General features: G+C 61.0%; 14 protein-coding genes. 5 read left to right on the top strand and 9 right to left on the bottom strand.

Features of this window, described 5'->3' with window-relative positions:
• Positions 1–13 precede the first annotated feature (13 nt).
• Complete coding sequence (locus VUN82_03905; protein ID XAS73013.1) at positions 14–1,468, bottom strand: PLP-dependent aminotransferase family protein; 1,455 nt, start codon at positions 1,466–1,468, stop codon at positions 14–16.
• 60 nt (positions 1,469–1,528) lie between these two features.
• On the opposite strand from VUN82_03905, the gene VUN82_03910 reads away from it, so the two are divergent.
• A complete protein-coding gene (locus tag VUN82_03910) occupies positions 1,529–2,167 on the top strand; it encodes a hypothetical protein (GenBank protein ID XAS73014.1) in 639 nt (212 codons plus the stop codon).
• A 29-nt stretch (positions 2,168–2,196) separates the two neighbouring features.
• On the opposite strand, the gene VUN82_03915 is transcribed toward VUN82_03910, so the two are convergent.
• The 6 genes from VUN82_03915 to VUN82_03940 all read right to left on the bottom strand — a co-directional run bounded on the left by VUN82_03915 (position 2,197) and on the right by VUN82_03940 (position 10,881).
• Positions 2,197–3,027 carry a DNA-formamidopyrimidine glycosylase family protein gene (locus VUN82_03915; protein XAS73015.1) on the bottom strand — a complete coding sequence of 277 codons (831 nt, stop codon included), beginning with the start codon at positions 3,025–3,027 and terminating at the stop codon, positions 2,197–2,199.
• The gene (locus VUN82_03920; GenBank protein XAS73016.1) at positions 3,020–7,927 is read right to left on the bottom strand and encodes an ATP-dependent helicase; all 4,908 of its coding nucleotides are present in this window, start codon (positions 7,925–7,927) and stop codon (positions 3,020–3,022) included. Before VUN82_03920 ends, VUN82_03915 begins: the two co-directional genes overlap by 8 nt.
• A gap of 55 nt (positions 7,928–7,982) precedes the next feature.
• Positions 7,983–8,612 (bottom strand): DUF4232 domain-containing protein, encoded by a 630-nt coding sequence (locus tag VUN82_03925; GenBank protein ID XAS74598.1) that lies wholly within the window; start codon positions 8,610–8,612, stop codon positions 7,983–7,985.
• Positions 8,613–8,726: 114 nt separating this feature from the next.
• Positions 8,727–9,464 (bottom strand): YcnI family protein, encoded by a 738-nt coding sequence (locus tag VUN82_03930; protein ID XAS73017.1) that lies wholly within the window; start codon positions 9,462–9,464, stop codon positions 8,727–8,729.
• A 100-nt stretch (positions 9,465–9,564) separates the two neighbouring features.
• Positions 9,565–10,182: a hypothetical protein gene (locus tag VUN82_03935; GenBank protein XAS73018.1), complete on the bottom strand. Its 618-nt coding sequence runs from the start codon at positions 10,180–10,182 to the stop codon at positions 9,565–9,567.
• A 138-nt stretch (positions 10,183–10,320) separates the two neighbouring features.
• Positions 10,321–10,881 carry an SRPBCC family protein gene (locus tag VUN82_03940; GenBank protein XAS73019.1) on the bottom strand — a complete coding sequence of 187 codons (561 nt, stop codon included), beginning with the start codon at positions 10,879–10,881 and terminating at the stop codon, positions 10,321–10,323.
• Positions 10,882–11,057: 176 nt separating this feature from the next.
• On the opposite strand from VUN82_03940, the gene VUN82_03945 reads away from it, so the two are divergent.
• The 3 genes from VUN82_03945 to VUN82_03955 all read left to right on the top strand — a co-directional run bounded on the left by VUN82_03945 (position 11,058) and on the right by VUN82_03955 (position 14,250).
• Positions 11,058–11,696: a hypothetical protein gene (locus tag VUN82_03945; GenBank protein XAS73020.1), complete on the top strand. Its 639-nt coding sequence runs from the start codon at positions 11,058–11,060 to the stop codon at positions 11,694–11,696.
• 69 nt (positions 11,697–11,765) lie between these two features.
• Positions 11,766–12,512 carry a phosphotransferase gene (locus VUN82_03950; GenBank protein XAS73021.1) on the top strand — a complete coding sequence of 249 codons (747 nt, stop codon included), beginning with the start codon at positions 11,766–11,768 and terminating at the stop codon, positions 12,510–12,512.
• Between the two features lie 457 nt (positions 12,513–12,969).
• Positions 12,970–14,250, top strand: a complete 1,281-nt coding sequence (locus tag VUN82_03955) for an MFS transporter (protein XAS73022.1) — start codon at positions 12,970–12,972, stop codon at positions 14,248–14,250.
• 12 nt (positions 14,251–14,262) lie between these two features.
• Here VUN82_03955 and VUN82_03960 read toward each other — a convergent pair whose 3' ends face one another.
• A complete protein-coding gene (locus VUN82_03960) occupies positions 14,263–15,846 on the bottom strand; it encodes a glycosyltransferase family 39 protein (protein ID XAS73023.1) in 1,584 nt (527 codons plus the stop codon).
• A 306-nt stretch (positions 15,847–16,152) separates the two neighbouring features.
• Here VUN82_03960 and VUN82_03965 point away from each other — a divergent pair, with 306 nt between their 5' ends.
• The gene (locus tag VUN82_03965; protein ID XAS73024.1) at positions 16,153–16,641 is read left to right on the top strand and encodes a hypothetical protein; all 489 of its coding nucleotides are present in this window, start codon (positions 16,153–16,155) and stop codon (positions 16,639–16,641) included.
• 209 nt (positions 16,642–16,850) lie between these two features.
• Here VUN82_03965 and VUN82_03970 read toward each other — a convergent pair whose 3' ends face one another.
• Positions 16,851–17,852 carry an Abi family protein gene (locus VUN82_03970; protein ID XAS73025.1) on the bottom strand — a complete coding sequence of 334 codons (1,002 nt, stop codon included), beginning with the start codon at positions 17,850–17,852 and terminating at the stop codon, positions 16,851–16,853.
• Positions 17,853–17,880 lie beyond the last annotated feature (28 nt).

Below are 17,880 nucleotides of genomic sequence, written 5' to 3' on the forward strand. Positions count from 1 at the left end.
GGGTGAGCGGCTCTTAGGCGACTGCGACGGCGGGTGGCCGCCCGGCCTTGAGGGTCCGGCGGAGTTGGGGAGAGGCGTCGAGCTTGTCCTGGGCGGCGCGCAAGGCGCTCACGGCGAATTCGAGCTGCGCTGGTGGCAATGTATAGGGGACGCGTAGGTAATGCTCGAAGGCGCCACCCACTCCGAACCGCGGTCCGGCTGCCAAACGAAGCCCGAAATCCGGCGCCAGCACAGTGAGAGCAGTGCTGCAGGCTGTGGGCAGGCGGCACCAAGCCGTGAGTCCGCCGCGGGGCCTTTCCACCTCCCATTCCGGCAGGTGTTCGGCAAGCAGTGCGAGCAGGGACTCCCGGTTGTGACGCAGCTCGTGCAGGCGGGCATCGAGCGGTTCGGCGAATGACCTCACCAGTCGCGCGGCAGCCAACTGCTCAACCACGGGTCCACCGAGGTCCATGGTGGTCCTGGTCGCCACGAACCGGGTGATCATCGCTTCGTCCGCCCGGATCCAGCCCGTCCTGAGTCCGGCCCAATGCGACTTGCTGAGCGAGCCGATCGAAACGACCCTGGCACTGAAGGCTGACATCGGCGAGGTCTTGACGGCGTCGAGGTTCAATCCGCGCAATGTCTCGTCCACCACCAGCACGGTCCCGGCGGCAGCGGCCGCCCGGGCTAAACGGCGGCGCTGCAGATCGGACATGATGCGCCCTGTGGGGTTGTGGAAGTCAGGGACAAGGTAGGCCATTGCGGGGCGCTGCTGGTTCATCGTGGACACCATGGCATCAACGTCCCAAGCAGGGGAAGCGTGGGGTGGCAACCCGACAGGCAGCACTTTGCAGCCCGCCGCCCGTATGGCATCCAGGGCGTTTGGATAAGTGGGGTGTTCCACCAAAACCCTGTCCTGCTTTCCCACGAGGGTATGGAGAACTACGTTGAGGGCGTGCTGCGCACCGGATGTCACCAGGATCTGATCCGCGGTAGTGGGTACTCCTTCCGCGGCATACTTCTCCGCGATTGCCTGCCGCAGGGCTGGCACTCCAAGGGCGTCGTACCCGAAACCGGGGAGCAGCGCAGGCAATTCAGTGAGGGCATCAGCGAACGCCCGGTGGACAACTTCACCGGCCGCCGGAAGCGATGCGTATGCCAGGTCCAGGAGTCCTTCAGGCGCAGCAAGGCCCGGAACGCTCACAGGTGCGTCGCGGTGGGGGATGCTTGTCCGGCCGCGGCTGCCTTGGCCTGCGGTGAGGAAACCTTGTTCGCGAAGGCTCGCGTAGGCCGCAGTGACAGTGGTGCGGCTCAGGCCGAGCGTCTGCGCCAGCGCACGCTCACTGGGTAGTGCGACGTCCAGCGGAATGCGCCCATCCATCACCAGCAAACGCACGACGTCGGCCAGCTCGCGGTAGGCGGGCAGGGCGCCGCTACTCCAAGAGCCCAGGAGGCGGACGAGTGCGGTGGGGTTCAATGAGCCTGGCATAGGACCAGTATTCCAAACTGGCTATGGAATACAAGGCCAGTTTTCCGCGACCATGGATTCATGATGATCCGAAGAATCACGCAACTCCTGATCGGCCTGGCGATGTACGGCATCTCGCTGGCCATGTTCATCCGCGCCGGTCTTGGCCTTGACCCTTGGGACGTCTTCCACCAGGGCGTTTCGGAAAAGACCGGATTCAGCATCGGGGTTGTGGTGATCGCGGTCAGTTTCATCGTCCTCCTCCTCTGGATCCCCCTGCGGCAAATGCCCGGATTCGGAACCTTGGCAAACGCGGTCCTTGTGGGAGTCTTTGCTGATCTGGGCTTATGGCTGATCCCGGAGTTCTCACACCTGGGCGGACAAATTGCGATGCTGGCCGGCGCGGTGATCCTCAATGGGATCGCGTCCGCTTGCTACATCGGGGCACGCCTTGGCCCGGGAGCCCGTGATGGCCTGATGACGGGACTGGTTCGCCGGACTGGGTGGTCCGTCCGCCTTGTCCGGACGGGAATTGAAGTGGTGGTCCTTGCCGTGGGCTTCCTGCTGGGTGGGTCCGTCGGCGTCGGTACGGTGGTTTACGCGCTGGCAATTGGTCCGATCGTGCAGGTTCTCCTGCCGAAGTTCATGGTCCCGGAACGTGCCAAGGCTCCAACCCCGGCTGAAGCTACGGAAGCTGTGGAGGCCGCGCCGGCCGCCTGACGGCCAGCCGTCCCAACGCTACCCACGGACTACGGGAGTGGTTGGCATCTGGGACAGAAGTAGATGTCGCGCTCCTCGGTTCCATCTTGCGCTGCAAGGACGTCGCGGCGAATAGGCGTTCCGCAGCGCCTGCATGGCTGGCGTGCCCTGCCATAAACCCAGTAGCCGGGCCTCATCGCCCGGGGACCCAAGGTGGTCCGCAGGCCTGGACCGAGGTTCTCGCCCAGGAGTCTCTTGGCATCGTTGACGGTCTTGGCGAGATCCGGCACTGAGCCCACAGGCAACGCGGGGTGGATTCCGGAAAGGAAGCATGATTCGCAGCGGTAGATGTTGCCGATCCCGGCCAGCTTCCGCTGATCGAGGAGGGCGTAGCCGATGGGGACGTCGGGTTCAGCTTGGAGCCGGCGAAGGGCTTCTTCTTCATCCCAGTCAGGCCCGAGCAGATCAGGTCCCAGATGCCCCACGATTCGATCTTCCTCGCTGGTTGGCACCACCTCGAGGATGCCCAGTGAGAACCCGACCGCATCAGCGGAAGCCGTCCGCAGCACGCAACGCGCAGTGTGTCCTGGTTTTGTCCAGCGACCTCCCGGCGGGTAGACCATCCAACTCCCTTCCATCTTGAGATGGGAGTGGATGGTCAGCTCACGGGGTTTCCTGCTCGCGTCAGGTTCCTCATCCGCGGGTCCCACCAAACGCATGAGCAGGTGTTTGCCCCGGGGAATCACCTCGGTCATTGTCCAACCCGCAAGGTTCAGGGTGGCGAAACGCGGCACCCGGAAGTCTGAAGCTGTAATGACCTGCCCGGCCAAGGCCGCGTTGAGGCGCGCGGCTGCCCGCCAAATGGAATCTCCCTCAGGCACGGATCCGTAGCCCCTTCGGAGTTGAATACGCTCCGGCAGCCGCAAGCGCAGCAGCAATCGGCGTATCCAGGAGGTCGTGACCGTTGACCTTTTCCATGAAAAGCTTGTCCACTGCTCCGCGACGCACCACGTCCACCAAAGCTTCGGCAGCGACCGCCAGGACGGCGTCGTCATGGCTGAAGGTGAGAAGAGTCTTACCGCCGCGCTCAACATATAGGACCAACGCGCCGTCGACCATCACCACCAGCGCGCCGGCCTTCCGGCCGGGGCGGTGTCCGGAACCGGCGTCGACGGACAGTGCAGGCCAAGGCAACGCGGCGCCGTAAGGGTTGGCCGGATCCGTGGCTGCGAGTGCCAGTGCCGAGGGTTCTGACTTGGTGATGCGCGCATCTTCGGTGAAGGAACGGAGCCTGTCCACCGTTGCGGGGACGGCGAATTGGGCCGCTCCCAGATGCTCGATGAAGTAGCCACGGCGGCAACGCCCTGCTTCCTCGAGTCTTGCCAGGACTTTGTACATGAGCCCGAATCCGCCAATGATGTTCTCGGCCATGACCGATCCCCGTGTGACCACGCCATACCGATCCAGCAGAAGCTCGGCCGTGCCGCGTGCGTGGATGGTCGGGTCAAGTTCGGGCGAAGGCAGCGCGGACCAGCGTCCTACGGCTGACGGCGGGGCGGGAGCGGTGCCGGAGACGGAACCATAACGCCCGCCTGTAAGCCCGGGGGATCCCAGAAGGCCCGTACCGTGGGAGCGCCCCAACCTGCTCATTCTCGGGGCACGGGCTCGAGGTGCCTTGGCGACCTGCCGGTGAGCTGTACGTCCGCCGGCGATCATGGCCCGCACCGGAGCAAAGGTGTCGCCGGTGACGCGGCCGGCCCACACCAGGTCCCAGAGTGCCGAGACCACGGCGTCATCACTCAACACAGAGTCCATTCCGCCCGCCACCTCAGTGAGTTGGCGGAAGAAGTAGCCGCCACCTGCACCCAAGTAGTCCAGGAGCCGTTGTTGGGCGTCGCCGGGTTCGAAATCGGGGGCCGGATTGAGCGTCAGCTCGGCGGAGTCAGCCACGTGGAGGCTGATCCAGCCGTCGTTCCCAGGCAAGGCCCCAGCCCCGGCCCACAGCAACTCACCGGCGGCCATCAGTTCGTCCAACATGGCTGGTTTGTAGTCCGCCACGCGGCTCGAGAGCACCAATGGCTCCCATGCGGAAGCGGGGATGGGAACGCCTGAGAGTTGATCGACCGCCGTGATGATGCCATCGAGTCCGCGCAATGCCTGGCTCCGCGATTTCCCCGGTGCCGTCACGTTCTGCCAGGCCGGCAGGAACCGCCCATACGCGGCAGTGTCAACGGGCTCAACCTCTGCGCGCAAAGCAGCCAGCGAACGACGCCGGAGCTTCCGCAGGACCTCGGCATCACACCATTCGCTGGACGGCGGTGCGTCTGCGGACATGAGCTCTGGATTTGCCGCTTCCACCGTGCTGCTCTCCGTCGCCACGGCATGCGGCCGGAACTCACCCTCCACAACACGGCCATCGGCCGCGAGCCGCTTCAGTGCAGTATTGACGACGGCGACGCCAAGTCCCAGCCTGGACGCGGCCTCGGCTGCTGTGAACGGTCCGTGGGTGCGCGCATACCGTGAAACGAGGTCGCCCAGGGGATCGTGGACAGGCTCAATGAAGGCGAGCGGCACGCCCATGGGAAGGGGAACACCAATGGCGTCGCGCAGCCGGGCGGCATCTTCCACTGCCGCGAAACGCTCGACGCCGCCGATCGTTACCTTCAGCGCCCGGTTGGCTTTCTGGAGTGCGGCCAGGTGTGAACCGGCGTCCGACCCTTCTTCAAGACGCTCTGCCACTTCCTCGACGCTGAGTGGACCAAGGAGCCGGAGGAGGTCAGCGACACCTTCCATTCCGCGCACGCGACGGTCCGGCACCAGACGCTGCAGCTCGCGTTCCGTTGCATCGATGACCGCCGCGTCAAGAAGCTCGCGCAACTCCACCCTGCCCAAAAGCTCATTGAGCAGCGTGGAATCCAAAGCGAGGGCCGCCGCCCTACGCTCCGCCAAGGGGGAATCGCCCTCGTAGAGGAACTGTGCCACATAGCCAAACAACAGGGACTTCGCGAACGGCGACGGCTGCTGGGTAGTGGTCTCCACAATGCGCAGTTCGCGGCGCTCAACTGAGGCTGCAATGTCCTTGAGGGCGGGCAGATCGTAAACATCCTGCAAGCATTCCCGGACGGTTTCGAGCACGATGGGGAACGAAGGGTACTTCCGGGCGACGTCCAGTAATTGGGCAGAGCGTTGTCGTTGCTGCCACAGGGGTTGGCGCTTGGCGGGGTTTTGGCGTGGCAGGAGCAGCGCGCGGGCGGCACACTCACGGAACCGGGAGGCGAACAACGCGCTGCCCCCAACCTCGGCGGTGACGATCTGTTCGAGTTCTTCGGGATCGAAGAGGAACAGCTCGGCACCGGGTGGCTCGTCCTCCATCATGGGGACGCGAAGAACGATGCCGTCATCGGCGGCCATGGCGGAACCATCCAAGCCGTAGCGCTGCTGAAGGCGTTGACCAACGGCCAGAGCCCACGGCGCGTGAACAGGCATGCCGAAGGGGCTGTGCAGGACAACACGCCAGTCCCCGAGCTCATCATGGAAGCGTTCCACGACCAATGTTCGATCGCTGGGAACGATGTTTGTAGCCTGCTTCTGTTCTTCCAGATATTGCAGCAGGTTGCCCGCCGCAAAGGCGTCGAGCCCACTGGCTTGGCAGCGTTCCATGGCCGGCGCAGGATCGGCCGCGGAGAGTTCGCGGATGAAGGCCCCCAAAGCGCGGCCGAGATCAACCGGACGGCCGAGCGAATCGCCTTTCCAAAAGGGGAGCTTTCCCGGCTGGCCGAAAGCAGGGGAGACCAAAACGCGGTCGTGGGTGATGTCTTCGATTTTCCAGCTGGTGGCTCCGAGGGCAAAGATGTCGCCTACCCGAGATTCGTAGACCATTTCTTCGTCGAGCTCACCCACGCGGCGTCCACCTTTCGCGGCACGGGCGGAGGCGCTGGGGCCTTCACCATCGGCGTTGGCAGAGGACGAGGATCCTTCAACTTCCGTGCCGATGATGTACACGCCGAAGAGGCCTCTGTCCGGAATAGTGCCACCAGAGGTGACGGCAAGGCGCTGCGCCCCTGGCCTGCCCTCAATAGTTCCTGCATGCCGGTCCCAGATAATGCGTGGCCGAAGTTCTGCAAATTCGTCGGACGGATACCTGCCGGCAAGAAGATCCAGCGTGGCCTCAAATGCGGACCGGGGCAGGCTGGCAAAAGGCGCCGACCGGCGGACCGTGCTGAACCATTCCTCGACGTCGATGCTGCCCAGGGCCGTAGCGGCCACAGTTTGCTGGGCAAGGATGTCCAAAGGATTCGTGGGGATGCTTAGGCGCTCGATTTGGCCGCTTAGCATCCGTTCGACTGTGACGGTGGTGTGCAGGAGGTCAGCCCGGTGCTTGGGGAACAACACGCCCTCGGAGATCTCGCCCACCTGGTGTCCAGCACGCCCTACACGCTGCAGGCCGCTGGCTACCGATGGCGGTGACTCTACCTGAATGACCAGGTCCACGGCTCCCATATCGATGCCAAGTTCCAGAGATGAGGTGGCAACGACGCAGCGCAGCCTGCCTGACTTCAGGTCATCCTCGATCATGGCCCGCTGGTCCTTGGAGACCGAACCGTGGTGGGCGCGCGCCAAGACAGGATCTGCTCCGCTCGTGCTGCCGGCCTGGGTCATCATATGGGCCGGCGTCGCCGTGGACACGGGAGCGCCCGCTGACTTGGTGGCCGGCCCGGTGCCCCAGCTTCCCGAATCCTCTGCGTTGTCGGGAGCGCCCCACTCTCCTCCGGCCGCGGCCAGCATTTGCCGTTCGGCATAGATCTCGTTCAATCGGGCTGTCAGCCGTTCGGCCAGGCGGCGTGAGTTGGCGAAGACGATTGTGGACTGCTTGGAAAGGACAAGATCGACAATCTGTTCCTCAACATGGGGCCAGATGGATGCTTGGGGTTGAAGCCCGGAAGCAGGGCCGGAGTCAAAGGCGCCCGCAGCCCCTTGGAGGTCAGACATGTCCTCCACAGGCACAGTGACTGTGAGATTCCAGTTCTTCTTGGACGGCGGGGCCACAATTTCCACAGGGGCTTGGCCCGCCAGGAACTGGGCTACAAGCTCACGCGGCTGCACCGTAGCAGAGAGGCCAATCCGCTGGGCCGGCTTCGGTAGAAGAGCATCCAGCCTTTCCAGAGACACCGCAAGATGGGCCCCACGCTTGGTTCCTGCGACAGCGTGAACTTCGTCAATGATGATGGTGTCTACTTCGCTCAGCGTTTCCCTGGCACGGGACGTCAGCATCAAGAACAGGGACTCCGGCGTGGTGATCAGGATGTCCGGCGGGTTCGATAACAGCGAGCGGCGATCTGCCGCCGTCGTGTCTCCGGAACGGACGCCGACTGTCACCAGTGGTGCCGGGAGCCCTAATCGCTTGGCAGTTTGCGTTATCCCGATGAGCGGTGAGCGAAGGTTCCGCTCCACGTCAACACCCAGTGCTTTAAGGGGCGATATATAAAGGACGCGGGTGTTTGTCTTGGGACGCTTCGCGCGGCCCTTCCCGTCGGGGACGGACTCCAATCCGGGCAACGTATCCGACGGCGTGGAATGCAACCGGTCCAAGGCCCAAAGGAAAGCGGCGAGGGTCTTACCGGAACCAGTGGGGGCCACCACCAGGGCATGCGAGCCCGACGAGATAGCGTTCCACGCACCATCCTGGGCGGGAGTGGGCGCGGAAAAAGCGCCAAGGAACCACTCCCTGGTTGCCTGGCTGAAACGGCCTATGGCGCCGATGGACGCCTGCTGCTCCTGCATTCCTCCATCATGCCCCACGGCTCAGACAGAATAAGCCCGAGCCGTGTGCTGATGGTTAGACAGCCTGGAAGGCAGTGATGGTCAGGAGTTTGATGCCTGCGTTGCTGCAGGCATCGTGTTGCTCGGCGACGAACAGTGACGCTGTGTCGTTAGGCGGGTAGATGCGGTAACCAGCCGCCGGAACCTTGGTGCAATCGCCATAGTTTCCAGCCTGGGTGTAACGCAGTTCAGCCCACGCCGACTTCCCTGGGGCAAGCTCGATCTTGGTGACGGGCGTAGTGGTTTCACGGGTAGCGGGCTCACCGATAGGGGAGCCGTTGGCATCGGCCGTCAGGGAAACTCCGGCGAAGCCTTCCAAGGTGCAAGGCGTGGTTCCGGAGTTCGTCAGGATCAGTTTCTCGTAGATGCTCCCAGCAGCGCCGCCGCCGGTGGAATCAGTGGCGGCGGTGAGGGAACCGGCCTTGCATTGGCCTTCGGCCGCAGGCGCTGCGGAGGTCGCCGTTCCGGACGGCGAAGGCGAGTTGCTCGCGCTGGGAGAGGCCGACGTCGGAGATGCGGAAGAGGAGGTGGGAGGGGCGCTGCTGCTTCCAGCCGGGCTTGGGCTTGGCCCACAAGCAGCCAGGAGCAGCAGCGAGGCTGCGGCCGTCGTCGTCACAAGTCCAGTTTTGATGCGCTCAGTCCACATGGGCACCAGCCTTGCGCCGGGTGTGACGGGAGTCAATTGAGCCACGGCAAGGAAATTGGATTGGCGTCCGGATCGTAATCTTTCCGAACGCCAATCCTCTAAAGGTTCACGCTTTTACTTGGCGTCGTCCTTGACTGCTGCTGTCTTTGCTGACCGGCCGCGGAATAACGCGGCGCCGCCCAGGCCCAAACCAGCGATGCCGGCGATAAGGCCGGCCCAGCTGCGGGCCTGTGATCCATCGTCGGTTACCGATGACGCCTGCTCGGTGGACACCGTGCCTGCTGCGTGGTGGTCACCTTCGGCTTCGGCAGGTGTGATGGTGACGGACGGGGCCGGTGCTTTGAGCTCGTGCTCGTCTTGTCCATCCTTTGGGATCTCCGACCAGTCAGTCTGGCCCTGCTCGCAGGTCTGCAGCGTGGGGAAGTAGAGCGTCTTGCCCGCGGCGTCGGGCAGTTTGACCGAGAGAACCAAAGCATCACGAAGATGTGGGTCCAGTGGAGCCTTGGCTGTGTAGACGATCTGGCTGGTCCGCTTGGTGATGGTGGTGCCATCGTCCAGCTTCTTCGGTGCGGCTAACGTCTCCGTAACCTTCTCGACAGTCCAGTTTGGGTTGACCGTGGGCTGGGCATCGGTCAGTTCCTCGGGCAACGAGATAGCGACTTTTGTTGTGCCAAACGTGTCGCAGCCGTGGGGGATACCGAACGTCAACAGTGCGTACGAGTTGGCAGCAGTCTTGTTTGGATCGGCTGATACATGTGCGGATGCTCCGGCGAGGCCGGCCATCATCAGAACAGCGGTTCCGCCAGCGGCGGCGGTCGCGGACAGGGTGCGGCGGAGGGTGGACTTCTTCATGGGATTGCCTTTCGGGGGCGCCAGTGGCGGCGCTGGGTACGGGTTTGTGGCCCGTCACCAAAGGCGTCTGCTGAGTGCGTTGCGCTGGTGCCGGGCGGAATCAGGGAAGAACGACGACGGCGGGCGGGCCGCGGCGGCTGTCTTGCCTCAGGTTCCGCCACGGGCGGGGCAGGAAAACGTCAGGCGCGCCAACAGCGTTAGGGGAGGCGCCGGCGTCGGGCCTGAACAGAAGGGTGGGCAGCGCAACCAAAGGGCGCAGCCAGGCCGCCAACTGCCACAGGGCGGCCTCGCCCTTGGCCAGGATCACGGCAGAGCCAATCGTCGCCAGGATGTGGCCAGCGAACATCGCGGTGCCCAAAGTTGTGCCCAACTCATGCAGGTGGGGCGTCGCTGTATAGAGCAAGGGATTCAGAGATTCGGCAGCGTGGTGCGAGTTCCCTGGAGCTGTTGCCGTTACTGGACTCAAAGCCGTGAAGGCTTCGTGGAGCGCGAGCTGGCTGGTTCCAAGCAAGGCCGTCATGGCGGTGAAGTTGAGCTTGAAGCGCGTGGCCAGCGTTGCGGCCAATCCTGTCAATGCGACAAGTGCCAACAACACCACGGTAGTGGGTAGTTCCCCGCCGCCGATCACGTGAGCCCCAGCTGCAAGAAGCACTATGACGAGCGAGATCGCACCGGACCGCAACGCATGGAAGGGTGCCTTGGGCTGCGATGAGCGCACGGAGTCCTCCCTCGATCGTCTGGCTGGATACTGCCTGTTGTCAGCGTCTTGATTCTATCGGGAGTTCGGAGCCGGACTGGCCTCGGATGGGTGTCTATGTGGATACTTTGCGCGCGTGTGGGGATGCTGGCCCCGGGTTTATTGCTCTGAAAGTCGGCCCTTGGTACGCACAAACGTTGGTCCCGGTGGTTCCGGTATGCGGCTGAGATCCGCACCGGGCCGACGACGGCGGAGCTCAAGTTTCAGGCTTTCCTCGCCACGCGCCATAGCCCAGTGATGGTTGGCCGAGAACGCAGGCTTCAGGAGCCAGCTCAGCTTTCGCAGGAGTGGCTTCGCTGTGCTGACCCGCCAGTCGTAGGTGATGACGACTTCCGGACCGTCGGTTTCGAAAGTCCAGCGGCCCGTGCCGTTGAGGTCTCCCTCGGCTTTGAGCGCAAAGCCGTGCAGGGTAATGGGTTCGGTAACGGTGAGCCGCCAACGCAGGGTGTAGGGGAGCCAGCCTTTGGTGTGGAGGTCGAACGAGGCGCCTACGCCGTCCGGGTTGCCTTGCGCCACCGGCGTCACCTTGAGGTACACCGCGGGCCACCACTGTTTGAGGGTGGCCGCGTTACCGAGGACATCCACCACTTCCTCGCGCGTTCCGGCCACTCTCCAGACCGTCAGGAACTCGTAGTCGGTGCTTTTGCTGGTTCGTTGCATTGACCTGGCCATTGGTGCCTCCGCTGCTAATCGTACCGAGAGGTTGGTCTTGGCGCCTTAGCTTTCCAGAAGCGGCCCGATCTCACTTTTGGTGACACCGCTTGTGGTGAGTGCAAGGGCGGCTCGAGGTGGCAGATTCAGATTGTCATTCTCTGCCGACGATAGGCTTGGCGATTGTGTATATAGGTCATTTCGCCGCAGCTGCGGTGATTCTCGCGGTGGCGCCTGAAACGCCCGCCTTACCAATCGCCGTCGCAGTTGCGTGGCCGGACATTATTTGGCCTGCATTGGTCTTTGCTGGCAAAGAGTCGGTGAGAGTGGACCCCGACAATCCGTTGCAGTCCCGGGTTAAATTCACTTCATACCCTTACTCGCATTCGCTGGTCCTCGGTGGTGCGCTCAGCCTTGTGCCTGCACTGCTGGCTGGCGTGATCTACCAGAGTGTCCTTGTGGGTGTCCTGTTCTGGGTTGGCGTCCAGTCTCACTGGCTTCTGGATGTGGTGGTCCACCTCCGGGACCTTCCAGTTCTTGGCTGGGGGCGGAGTGATCGTCGGGTAGGTTTTGGTTTATGGAGCCGCCCCCGACTGGCATTCGTCCTGGAGTATGCGTTCTTTGCCCTAACTGTTCTTTTGGTGGCGCCTCCCTCGATGTTCGCCGGACTGCTCGGCGGAGGGTTGCTGCTTCATTTGTTCAATATCAACTCGTTCTTCGGCTTTACCAAGAAGAACCCAGTCGGCACGCCCCGACGCTTCGCTTTGCTTGCACTGGTGGGCTATGCCATTGCGATCATCTGGTTCACGATGTCCTGGCAGTAGCAGTTGCAATCGTCCACTGGACCCACTCAGTGAAAGGTTGAGGGACCTCTGAGGCGTTAGTCTGCTGGAATGGAATCCTGGCACCGTAACCGGCTGAGTGCGAACCAGGCCGGACTTCTAGAAAGCTGGCTGCCAGGTGTTCTTCTCCTCAAGGACCTCTCCTGGAATCTCGTAGATACGGCGGTCCTTGAGGTGGCGGACGATCACCATAAATACATCGTCAAAGCCGCGGGGCCGTTGAATCATCACATAGGACGTGAGATACAAGCCCACGTGGAGGGTACCGAAGCTGAATACGACACGGAAACGTATCAGCAAGCCGGGCGTCTAATGCGTGCGTTTCACGAGCAAGCCGCGCAGACTGACCCAGACTATGAGGCGGCAGCCGCTTCCAAAACGTTGTCTTGGCTGAGCACGCCCCATCGCATCGAAAGCTCTAGCGTTGAGAAAGTCCAGGCCATACTTGGCGCATATCAGCCGAAGCCTGTGGTGCTCGTCCCGACCCACGGTGACTGGCAACCACGCAACTGGCTAGTGGACGAGACCGAGCTGAGGATCATCGACTTTGGCCGCTACGGGTTCAGGCCAGCCGCCACTGACTTCTGTCGCCTGGCGGTGCAGCAATGGCGCTCCCATCCTCATTTGGAGACTGCCTTTTTTGAGGGGTACGGTTCAGATCCCAGAGACGGCGAGCTCTGGAACGTTGCGCTGCTGCGCGAGGCAGTAGCTACCGCCGCATGGGCATACCAGACCGGCCACCAACGGTTTGAGGAACAAGGTCATCGAATGCTTCGTGATGCGTTGGCCAAGTTCTAGATGACCTCACTTCCGGACCCACCCGGACTTTTCAATGGCCGCCAGGCCGGCCGCGACGATCTACCAAATTTGTTTGGTCATTCGGGCCTACCGCGAGTCTTTTCGGGCCCTGTCCTGCTGTCGTGAGACCAACCGAATGTGAATTAGATCACGCCAAAGAATAAAAGCACTAAGATATTTTGTATTAAGCCAGTTAGTTCTTGACCTTTAATCGCTAAGGAGATAGAACTGACGCAGTGCCATGATCTTCACCACATCCGGCACCTCGCCAGCCCCGCGCTTGTGGGGCAGGTTTATGGGCGAAGTGCGCTTGTCGTTGGTGTATGAAGTAGCTGGCAGGCCGAGCCTGCAATCCCGGAGTCTCGTCCATGGCAGTGGCCTTTTGAACCGCCGGTGGCTGGCGGATGCCCCACTTCGACACTGAATTCGAAGCCCTCCCAAGCTTAAGGATGTCCTGATGGAGATGAAGACCGAACTCAAGAAGCAGGAAGAGACAAGACCAAAATGGTGGGTACTTTTCCTCACTTGTGCGGCTGTAGTGCTCGATGGCTACGACACGGTCGCGCTGGGCGTATCCATACCGACAATTGCGAAAGAGTGGGGGGTTCAACCATCGTTCTTCACTCCTGCGCTCTCGCTGACCAGCGCCGGAGTCGCCCTGGGATATCTCGCTGTGGGGCGCCTCGTGGCAAAGCTGGGCACAAGGAACGTCATCTTTTCTGCCGTTGTGATCTTCACTCTTGGTTCGCTCATGACAGCGTGGTCGACTTCCATGGTGGAACTCACGATTCTGCGGTTTATAACGGGCCTAGGGTTGGGTGCCGTTCTTCCTGCTGCGGTATCCCATGCAACCGCAGTGAATCCCGCGCGTTTGCGTCAATCCATCGCAGTGGTCGTAATGACAGGCATCTCTTTCGGGGCACTCATTGCCGGGCTTACTGGCAGCGCTATCGTGGGGACCTTTGGGTGGGAATGGGTGTTCATTTTGGGTGCTATAGCCTCCGGGATTCTTCTGCCATTCTTGTGGTTCGGGCTGTCAGGTAGCGAAGCGCCAGACACGCTCAACAAAGCGCTCGAGGCTAAGCACCATGCCTCGGTTGCGCGCCTGTTCGATGCCTCCGTTCGAAGCAGAACTCTTCTCCTATGGGCCTTTTCCTTTCTCATATTCGCCGTGTTCTACGTGTTCTCGTCGTGGTTGCCGACCCTGCTCACCAGCTACGGCTTCAGCCCGGGTCTCGCACCACTGGGGTCAGCGGCTCTAGGCATCGGAAGCATCGTGGGTGCTGGCGTGCTCATTATCGGATCACGTCGATTCCGCATGACGTCCGTGCTGGCTGGAACCACGTCAGCAGCCATTATGTTTCTTGTTATTTCTGCTTTTCTCGGCCCCGACAAAACCCTGCTGCTGCTCGTCTTTGGTGGAGTCGGCCTGGGTCTCCAGGCTGGGATGATCGGCGCTACCGCGCTGGCAGTCACACTGTATCCGCAAGCAACAGTCACCGCCGGCGTCGGGTGGGCAGCTTCGCTGGGGCGACTCGGCTCCGTGGTTGGACCGATCTTCGGCGGGATCCTTATTGGATTCGGCGTAGATACCAGCTTCATAGTTCTTTCAGTGTGCGTGCCTGTGATGGTTGCTCTTGGGTTGGTCTTGGTTGTAGGGCGTATCTCTGCAACAAGAGCCGCTATTCCGAGGCCAACACACGAGGAGAAATCGAACCTGGCTTCACCTCGGATGTAGAGCACCTGTCCCTCACCGATACCCGCCATTTATGGGTGGGAGAATCGTCCCTCCGTCGACTGCGGCGTCCAGCTTAGTTCGGTCCAGCTTCCAAACGACCGTCTCACCTGAAGTGGGTCCGGTAAAAATGAAAACCGGCTGAGCATTGCCCTCCAGCCAGTCCAGGAGTTCAGGAGCCGCGAAGCCGTAGCCCTCGCTCAGCGGCCTTCCCTGAGTCAGAACGTACTCGGCGCCAGCGTTCCTTAACGACTGCAACGAGGGCAAAACCTCCCAACCTTCGTGTGGCATTAGTGCGAATTCACCGGTTACCGACGTCAACCCCACCTTGGAAGATCCGGGCAGTTCGGCGTTCATCCAATCTCGTGCGCGGACAAGCCCGTCGTCCACGACTGACCTTGCCTGTATGCCCAAACCGAGACTGAGAACTGCCACGACTGCCACGGCGGCAGTTGTGATCCTGCGAAGTCGGGGTCGCCACGAAACCACCATCGCCAGAGCCACCGGCGTTGAAACCAGGGCTGCAAGCACAACGCAGTATCCAAATTGTTCTTCTGCCGCCCCAAAGAACACTGAATAGATGCCCACGAAACCTGTGAAAAGCGAAAACAAGCCAATGACGCGCCGATTCGTCACCTGTGAGGTGGCGGCCACGGTACCGGCGAGAATCGATAGCCCCAGGAGCAGATAACTGGTGCCGAACCGGCCAGCCATGTCTATAAGCCGTTCTGTCAGGTTCACACCCGGAACTGAATTGAAGCCGGTCATTTGAACGGCTCCCATCATTCTTAGAACGCCCACCGACTTTTGTTCGATGAACTGCGGAAGCAGGCCGTTTGCTGCGATCACGCCTAGATAGATCAAATAGGGCACGGCGGAAACGACGAGGATTCGCAGAGCTGTAAGCAGTGGAACGGTTCTACGCCAGAACGTCGCGGCCACGAGCGGGACGACAGTGAACACAGCAGTCATGTCTTTGGTGACGATTGCCAGCCCGAAGACCAACCCGGCGCTGAGTTCAAGCCACAAGCGTGTGCGGTCCCACTTGCGGTCTATCAGGTGAAGGACGAGTAGCCATCCCGACAGTACAGCCAGGCCAGCTGGAGTCTCCATCATCAAGCGCCCGTCCATGCGGAGGACAAAGGGATCACTGGCCTGTATGACGGCAGCCACCGCAGCTGGTCCTACTCCGACCAGACGGCGCACCAACAGAAAGCAGACAACCACCGTCAATGCTCCGAGGACCGTGTTGACCCAGCGCAATTGCAAAGCCAGGTCCATGGGGTGGCCCTCAAGACCGAGCACGCGTATTACGAGCGCGTTCAGAGCGTACGAGGCCGGGGGATGAAGGAAAAAGGGGTTGCCGAGAATTGCTGGCATTTTCCCATCAGCAATTTCTCTGGCAAGGTCCGCGTAAGTAACCTCGTCGATAAATACATCATTCGCCCGCTGAACGCCGAACACCCGGAACAGCAGGGCCAGTAGTCCCACAAACACCGTGATCCACCAAGGATTTCGAAGCGACCTGGAAGACATGATGGCCAAGCTCCGCACTCGAAAATGGGGCGGAGATGCTTCGGCTTGATCCGGCGAGTTCATGACGCTCCTCAGCGTGGTTGGATGCGCTACATGCACGATTTTCAAAGGTAATGTATTTCTCTCGATTCAAACAATCGAGTTTTTTCCTTGCAGTTTGGTGGTGGTAAGCATTTAAAGATTTAGTCTCGATTTGATTAATTCTTTAGTTTTTCGCGTCACGAAATGAAAGTTAGGTTTAGCGGCCCCTGGACCGCTGCGAGGCTGGGTCCTTTTTGGCAGCCGTGCCCTTGAACATAAGACGCAGGCTGCTAAATTGTTCTCGATGGGGGCGCATCGGGTACTCCCTGGAATCTTCAGGGGTCCCACATGAGCATGCAGTTTCCGGAGTCAACTGCTCCATCAACCACAGAAGCCGGTGCACTGGAAGCGAAGAGATCCCGCAACGGGCGGACCGGCGTCGGCCTCTGTCTGATCTTTATCGGCCTGGCATGGGTACTGCTCTTGTGGCGCACGTATGGCGGAGCCAGTTCGGAAATTGCCGCTCTCAATGAGACTGAGCGAACAGAACTGATGATGGCTGATGCTCAGAACATCATTCTGACCGCTTTCCTGCTGGCCGTCGGAATCTGGAATGTTGCCACCCGGCGCAGCAACTCCAAAACTCCATTGGTAGCGGCACTGGTCCTGGTCGGACTAGAGCTCGTCCTCGACGTCGTAAGCGTTGTTGATACCGTAACTACCACAGGGGAGATGCCCAACGTCGTCAGCTTGATCTTTCGCGTCGCCATCCTCGCGCAAACCATCAGATTGCTGCGGTTCAAGCCGGTCAATCCGCTCCTATTGCAACTGCCGTAAGGTGCCGTCAGGAGTTCAAACCGCTGGCATGCCTCCTGCCCCCAGTCCACCAAAGAAAAGGCCCGGCAACCCTCATAAACACAGGGAAGCAGGGCCTTTCAAGTGGTGGTGACGGTGGGATTTGAAACCTCTCCTGCATCACCAGTAATACGGAAAGTTCCTAGAATTCCTCTCGATATCTTCCTATGTGAAGTGGAGCCCGAACCGATCTAGTTAGGCTGCCACAGCGGGAGAGTTTCCCACCCCTTCGGACAGCCCATGCTGTACTCCATATCCAGCACGGGGTGGCCTTCCTCCGTCAGCAGTTCGCTTGCTTTCGGGAACTTCTTAAGTTGCGTTCTCAGCGTCGCGGGCCACTGGCTGCCCGAGTCGCGGGACTTCAAGAGGTAGCTAAGAAGGGCCAGTGCGTCATAGAGGCGCTTCTCCCTTGGGAGTGCCGACAGATGCGCCAGCTCGGGGCCCACAGTTGCTGACGGCACCTTAAGTTCATAGGTGAGGATTCGATTCCATAGTCGATGATGGTGCGCGCACACATTTCGCAGCCCGTTCATCGCGAGAAGCCACTTGTGAAATCGTCTGCCGTCGGTCACGCCAAAGTACCTGGCTACAGCGGTCTTGTCGGAGTCAACCAACAAACTGAAGAGGCGAACAAGTGAACCAAAAGTCAGGATCTCGGTCGTCAGCCATATCGGGAGATCGTTGCCGTACTTGATGAGATGGTGGGCGACAAAATCTTCTTCTTTCCCCTGAGTCCGCGCCTCCCTGTAGGTCTTCAGCCAGTGGTCCCAACCCGCCTTGCCCTCGATATCCAGCGCAGTGCAGGCGCCAGTGTCCAAATGAGCGGCATTTAGGTGAGCGAACTGGGAGCGCTTCCCCAAGGTGTGAGCGATAGCGGCCCGGAAGGAGATTTCAAGATCCTGAAGTCCGTCAAGGCAGATTCTTCGTAAGTTCTGATCAAACTTGTATAGGGCTGAGGCATGTTCCAAACAAGTTCCGGGGAAAAAATCCTTGCCACGCATTTGATAGGGCGTTTCCTGCTCGGAGGCGGACGGCAGCGGCACTCGAAATGGATATGTGTACGCCTTCAGGCGAGAATAGCCGATGGTTCTTAGCGTGGTTTCCGCCGTCGACCTGTCGCCAACGTCCATGCCGCGACGCGAAAGAGTCGCTCTAAGTTCGCTGTATTGAAGGTGCGGCTTCTGGTAGGTCACACGCCATCCTAGAACGCTTGTTAAATGA

The sequence above is a fragment of the Micrococcaceae bacterium Sec5.1 genome, assembly GCA_039636795.1.
Taxonomy (GTDB): Bacteria; Actinomycetota; Actinomycetes; order Actinomycetales; family Micrococcaceae; genus Arthrobacter.

Excerpts from the sequence above, each read along its gene's own strand:
- VUN82_03965 (XAS73024.1), top strand. The coding sequence starts at position 16,153 with ATGAGCATGCAGTTTCCGGAGTCAACTGCTCCATCAACCACAGAAGCC.
- VUN82_03930 (XAS73017.1), bottom strand. The coding sequence starts at position 9,464 with ATGAAGAAGTCCACCCTCCGCCGCACCCTGTCCGCGACCGCCGCCGCT.
- VUN82_03955 (XAS73022.1), top strand. The coding sequence starts at position 12,970 with ATGGAGATGAAGACCGAACTCAAGAAGCAGGAAGAGACAAGACCAAAA.
- VUN82_03905 (XAS73013.1), bottom strand. The coding sequence starts at position 1,468 with ATGCCAGGCTCATTGAACCCCACCGCACTCGTCCGCCTCCTGGGCTCT.
- VUN82_03940 (XAS73019.1), bottom strand. The coding sequence starts at position 10,881 with ATGCAACGAACCAGCAAAAGCACCGACTACGAGTTCCTGACGGTCTGG.
- VUN82_03950 (XAS73021.1), top strand. The coding sequence starts at position 11,766 with ATGGAATCCTGGCACCGTAACCGGCTGAGTGCGAACCAGGCCGGACTT.
- VUN82_03920 (XAS73016.1), bottom strand. The coding sequence starts at position 7,927 with ATGCAGGAGCAGCAGGCGTCCATCGGCGCCATAGGCCGTTTCAGCCAG.
- VUN82_03910 (XAS73014.1), top strand. The coding sequence starts at position 1,529 with ATGATGATCCGAAGAATCACGCAACTCCTGATCGGCCTGGCGATGTAC.
- VUN82_03925 (XAS74598.1), bottom strand. The coding sequence starts at position 8,612 with ATGTGGACTGAGCGCATCAAAACTGGACTTGTGACGACGACGGCCGCA.
- VUN82_03960 (XAS73023.1), bottom strand. The coding sequence starts at position 15,846 with ATGAACTCGCCGGATCAAGCCGAAGCATCTCCGCCCCATTTTCGAGTG.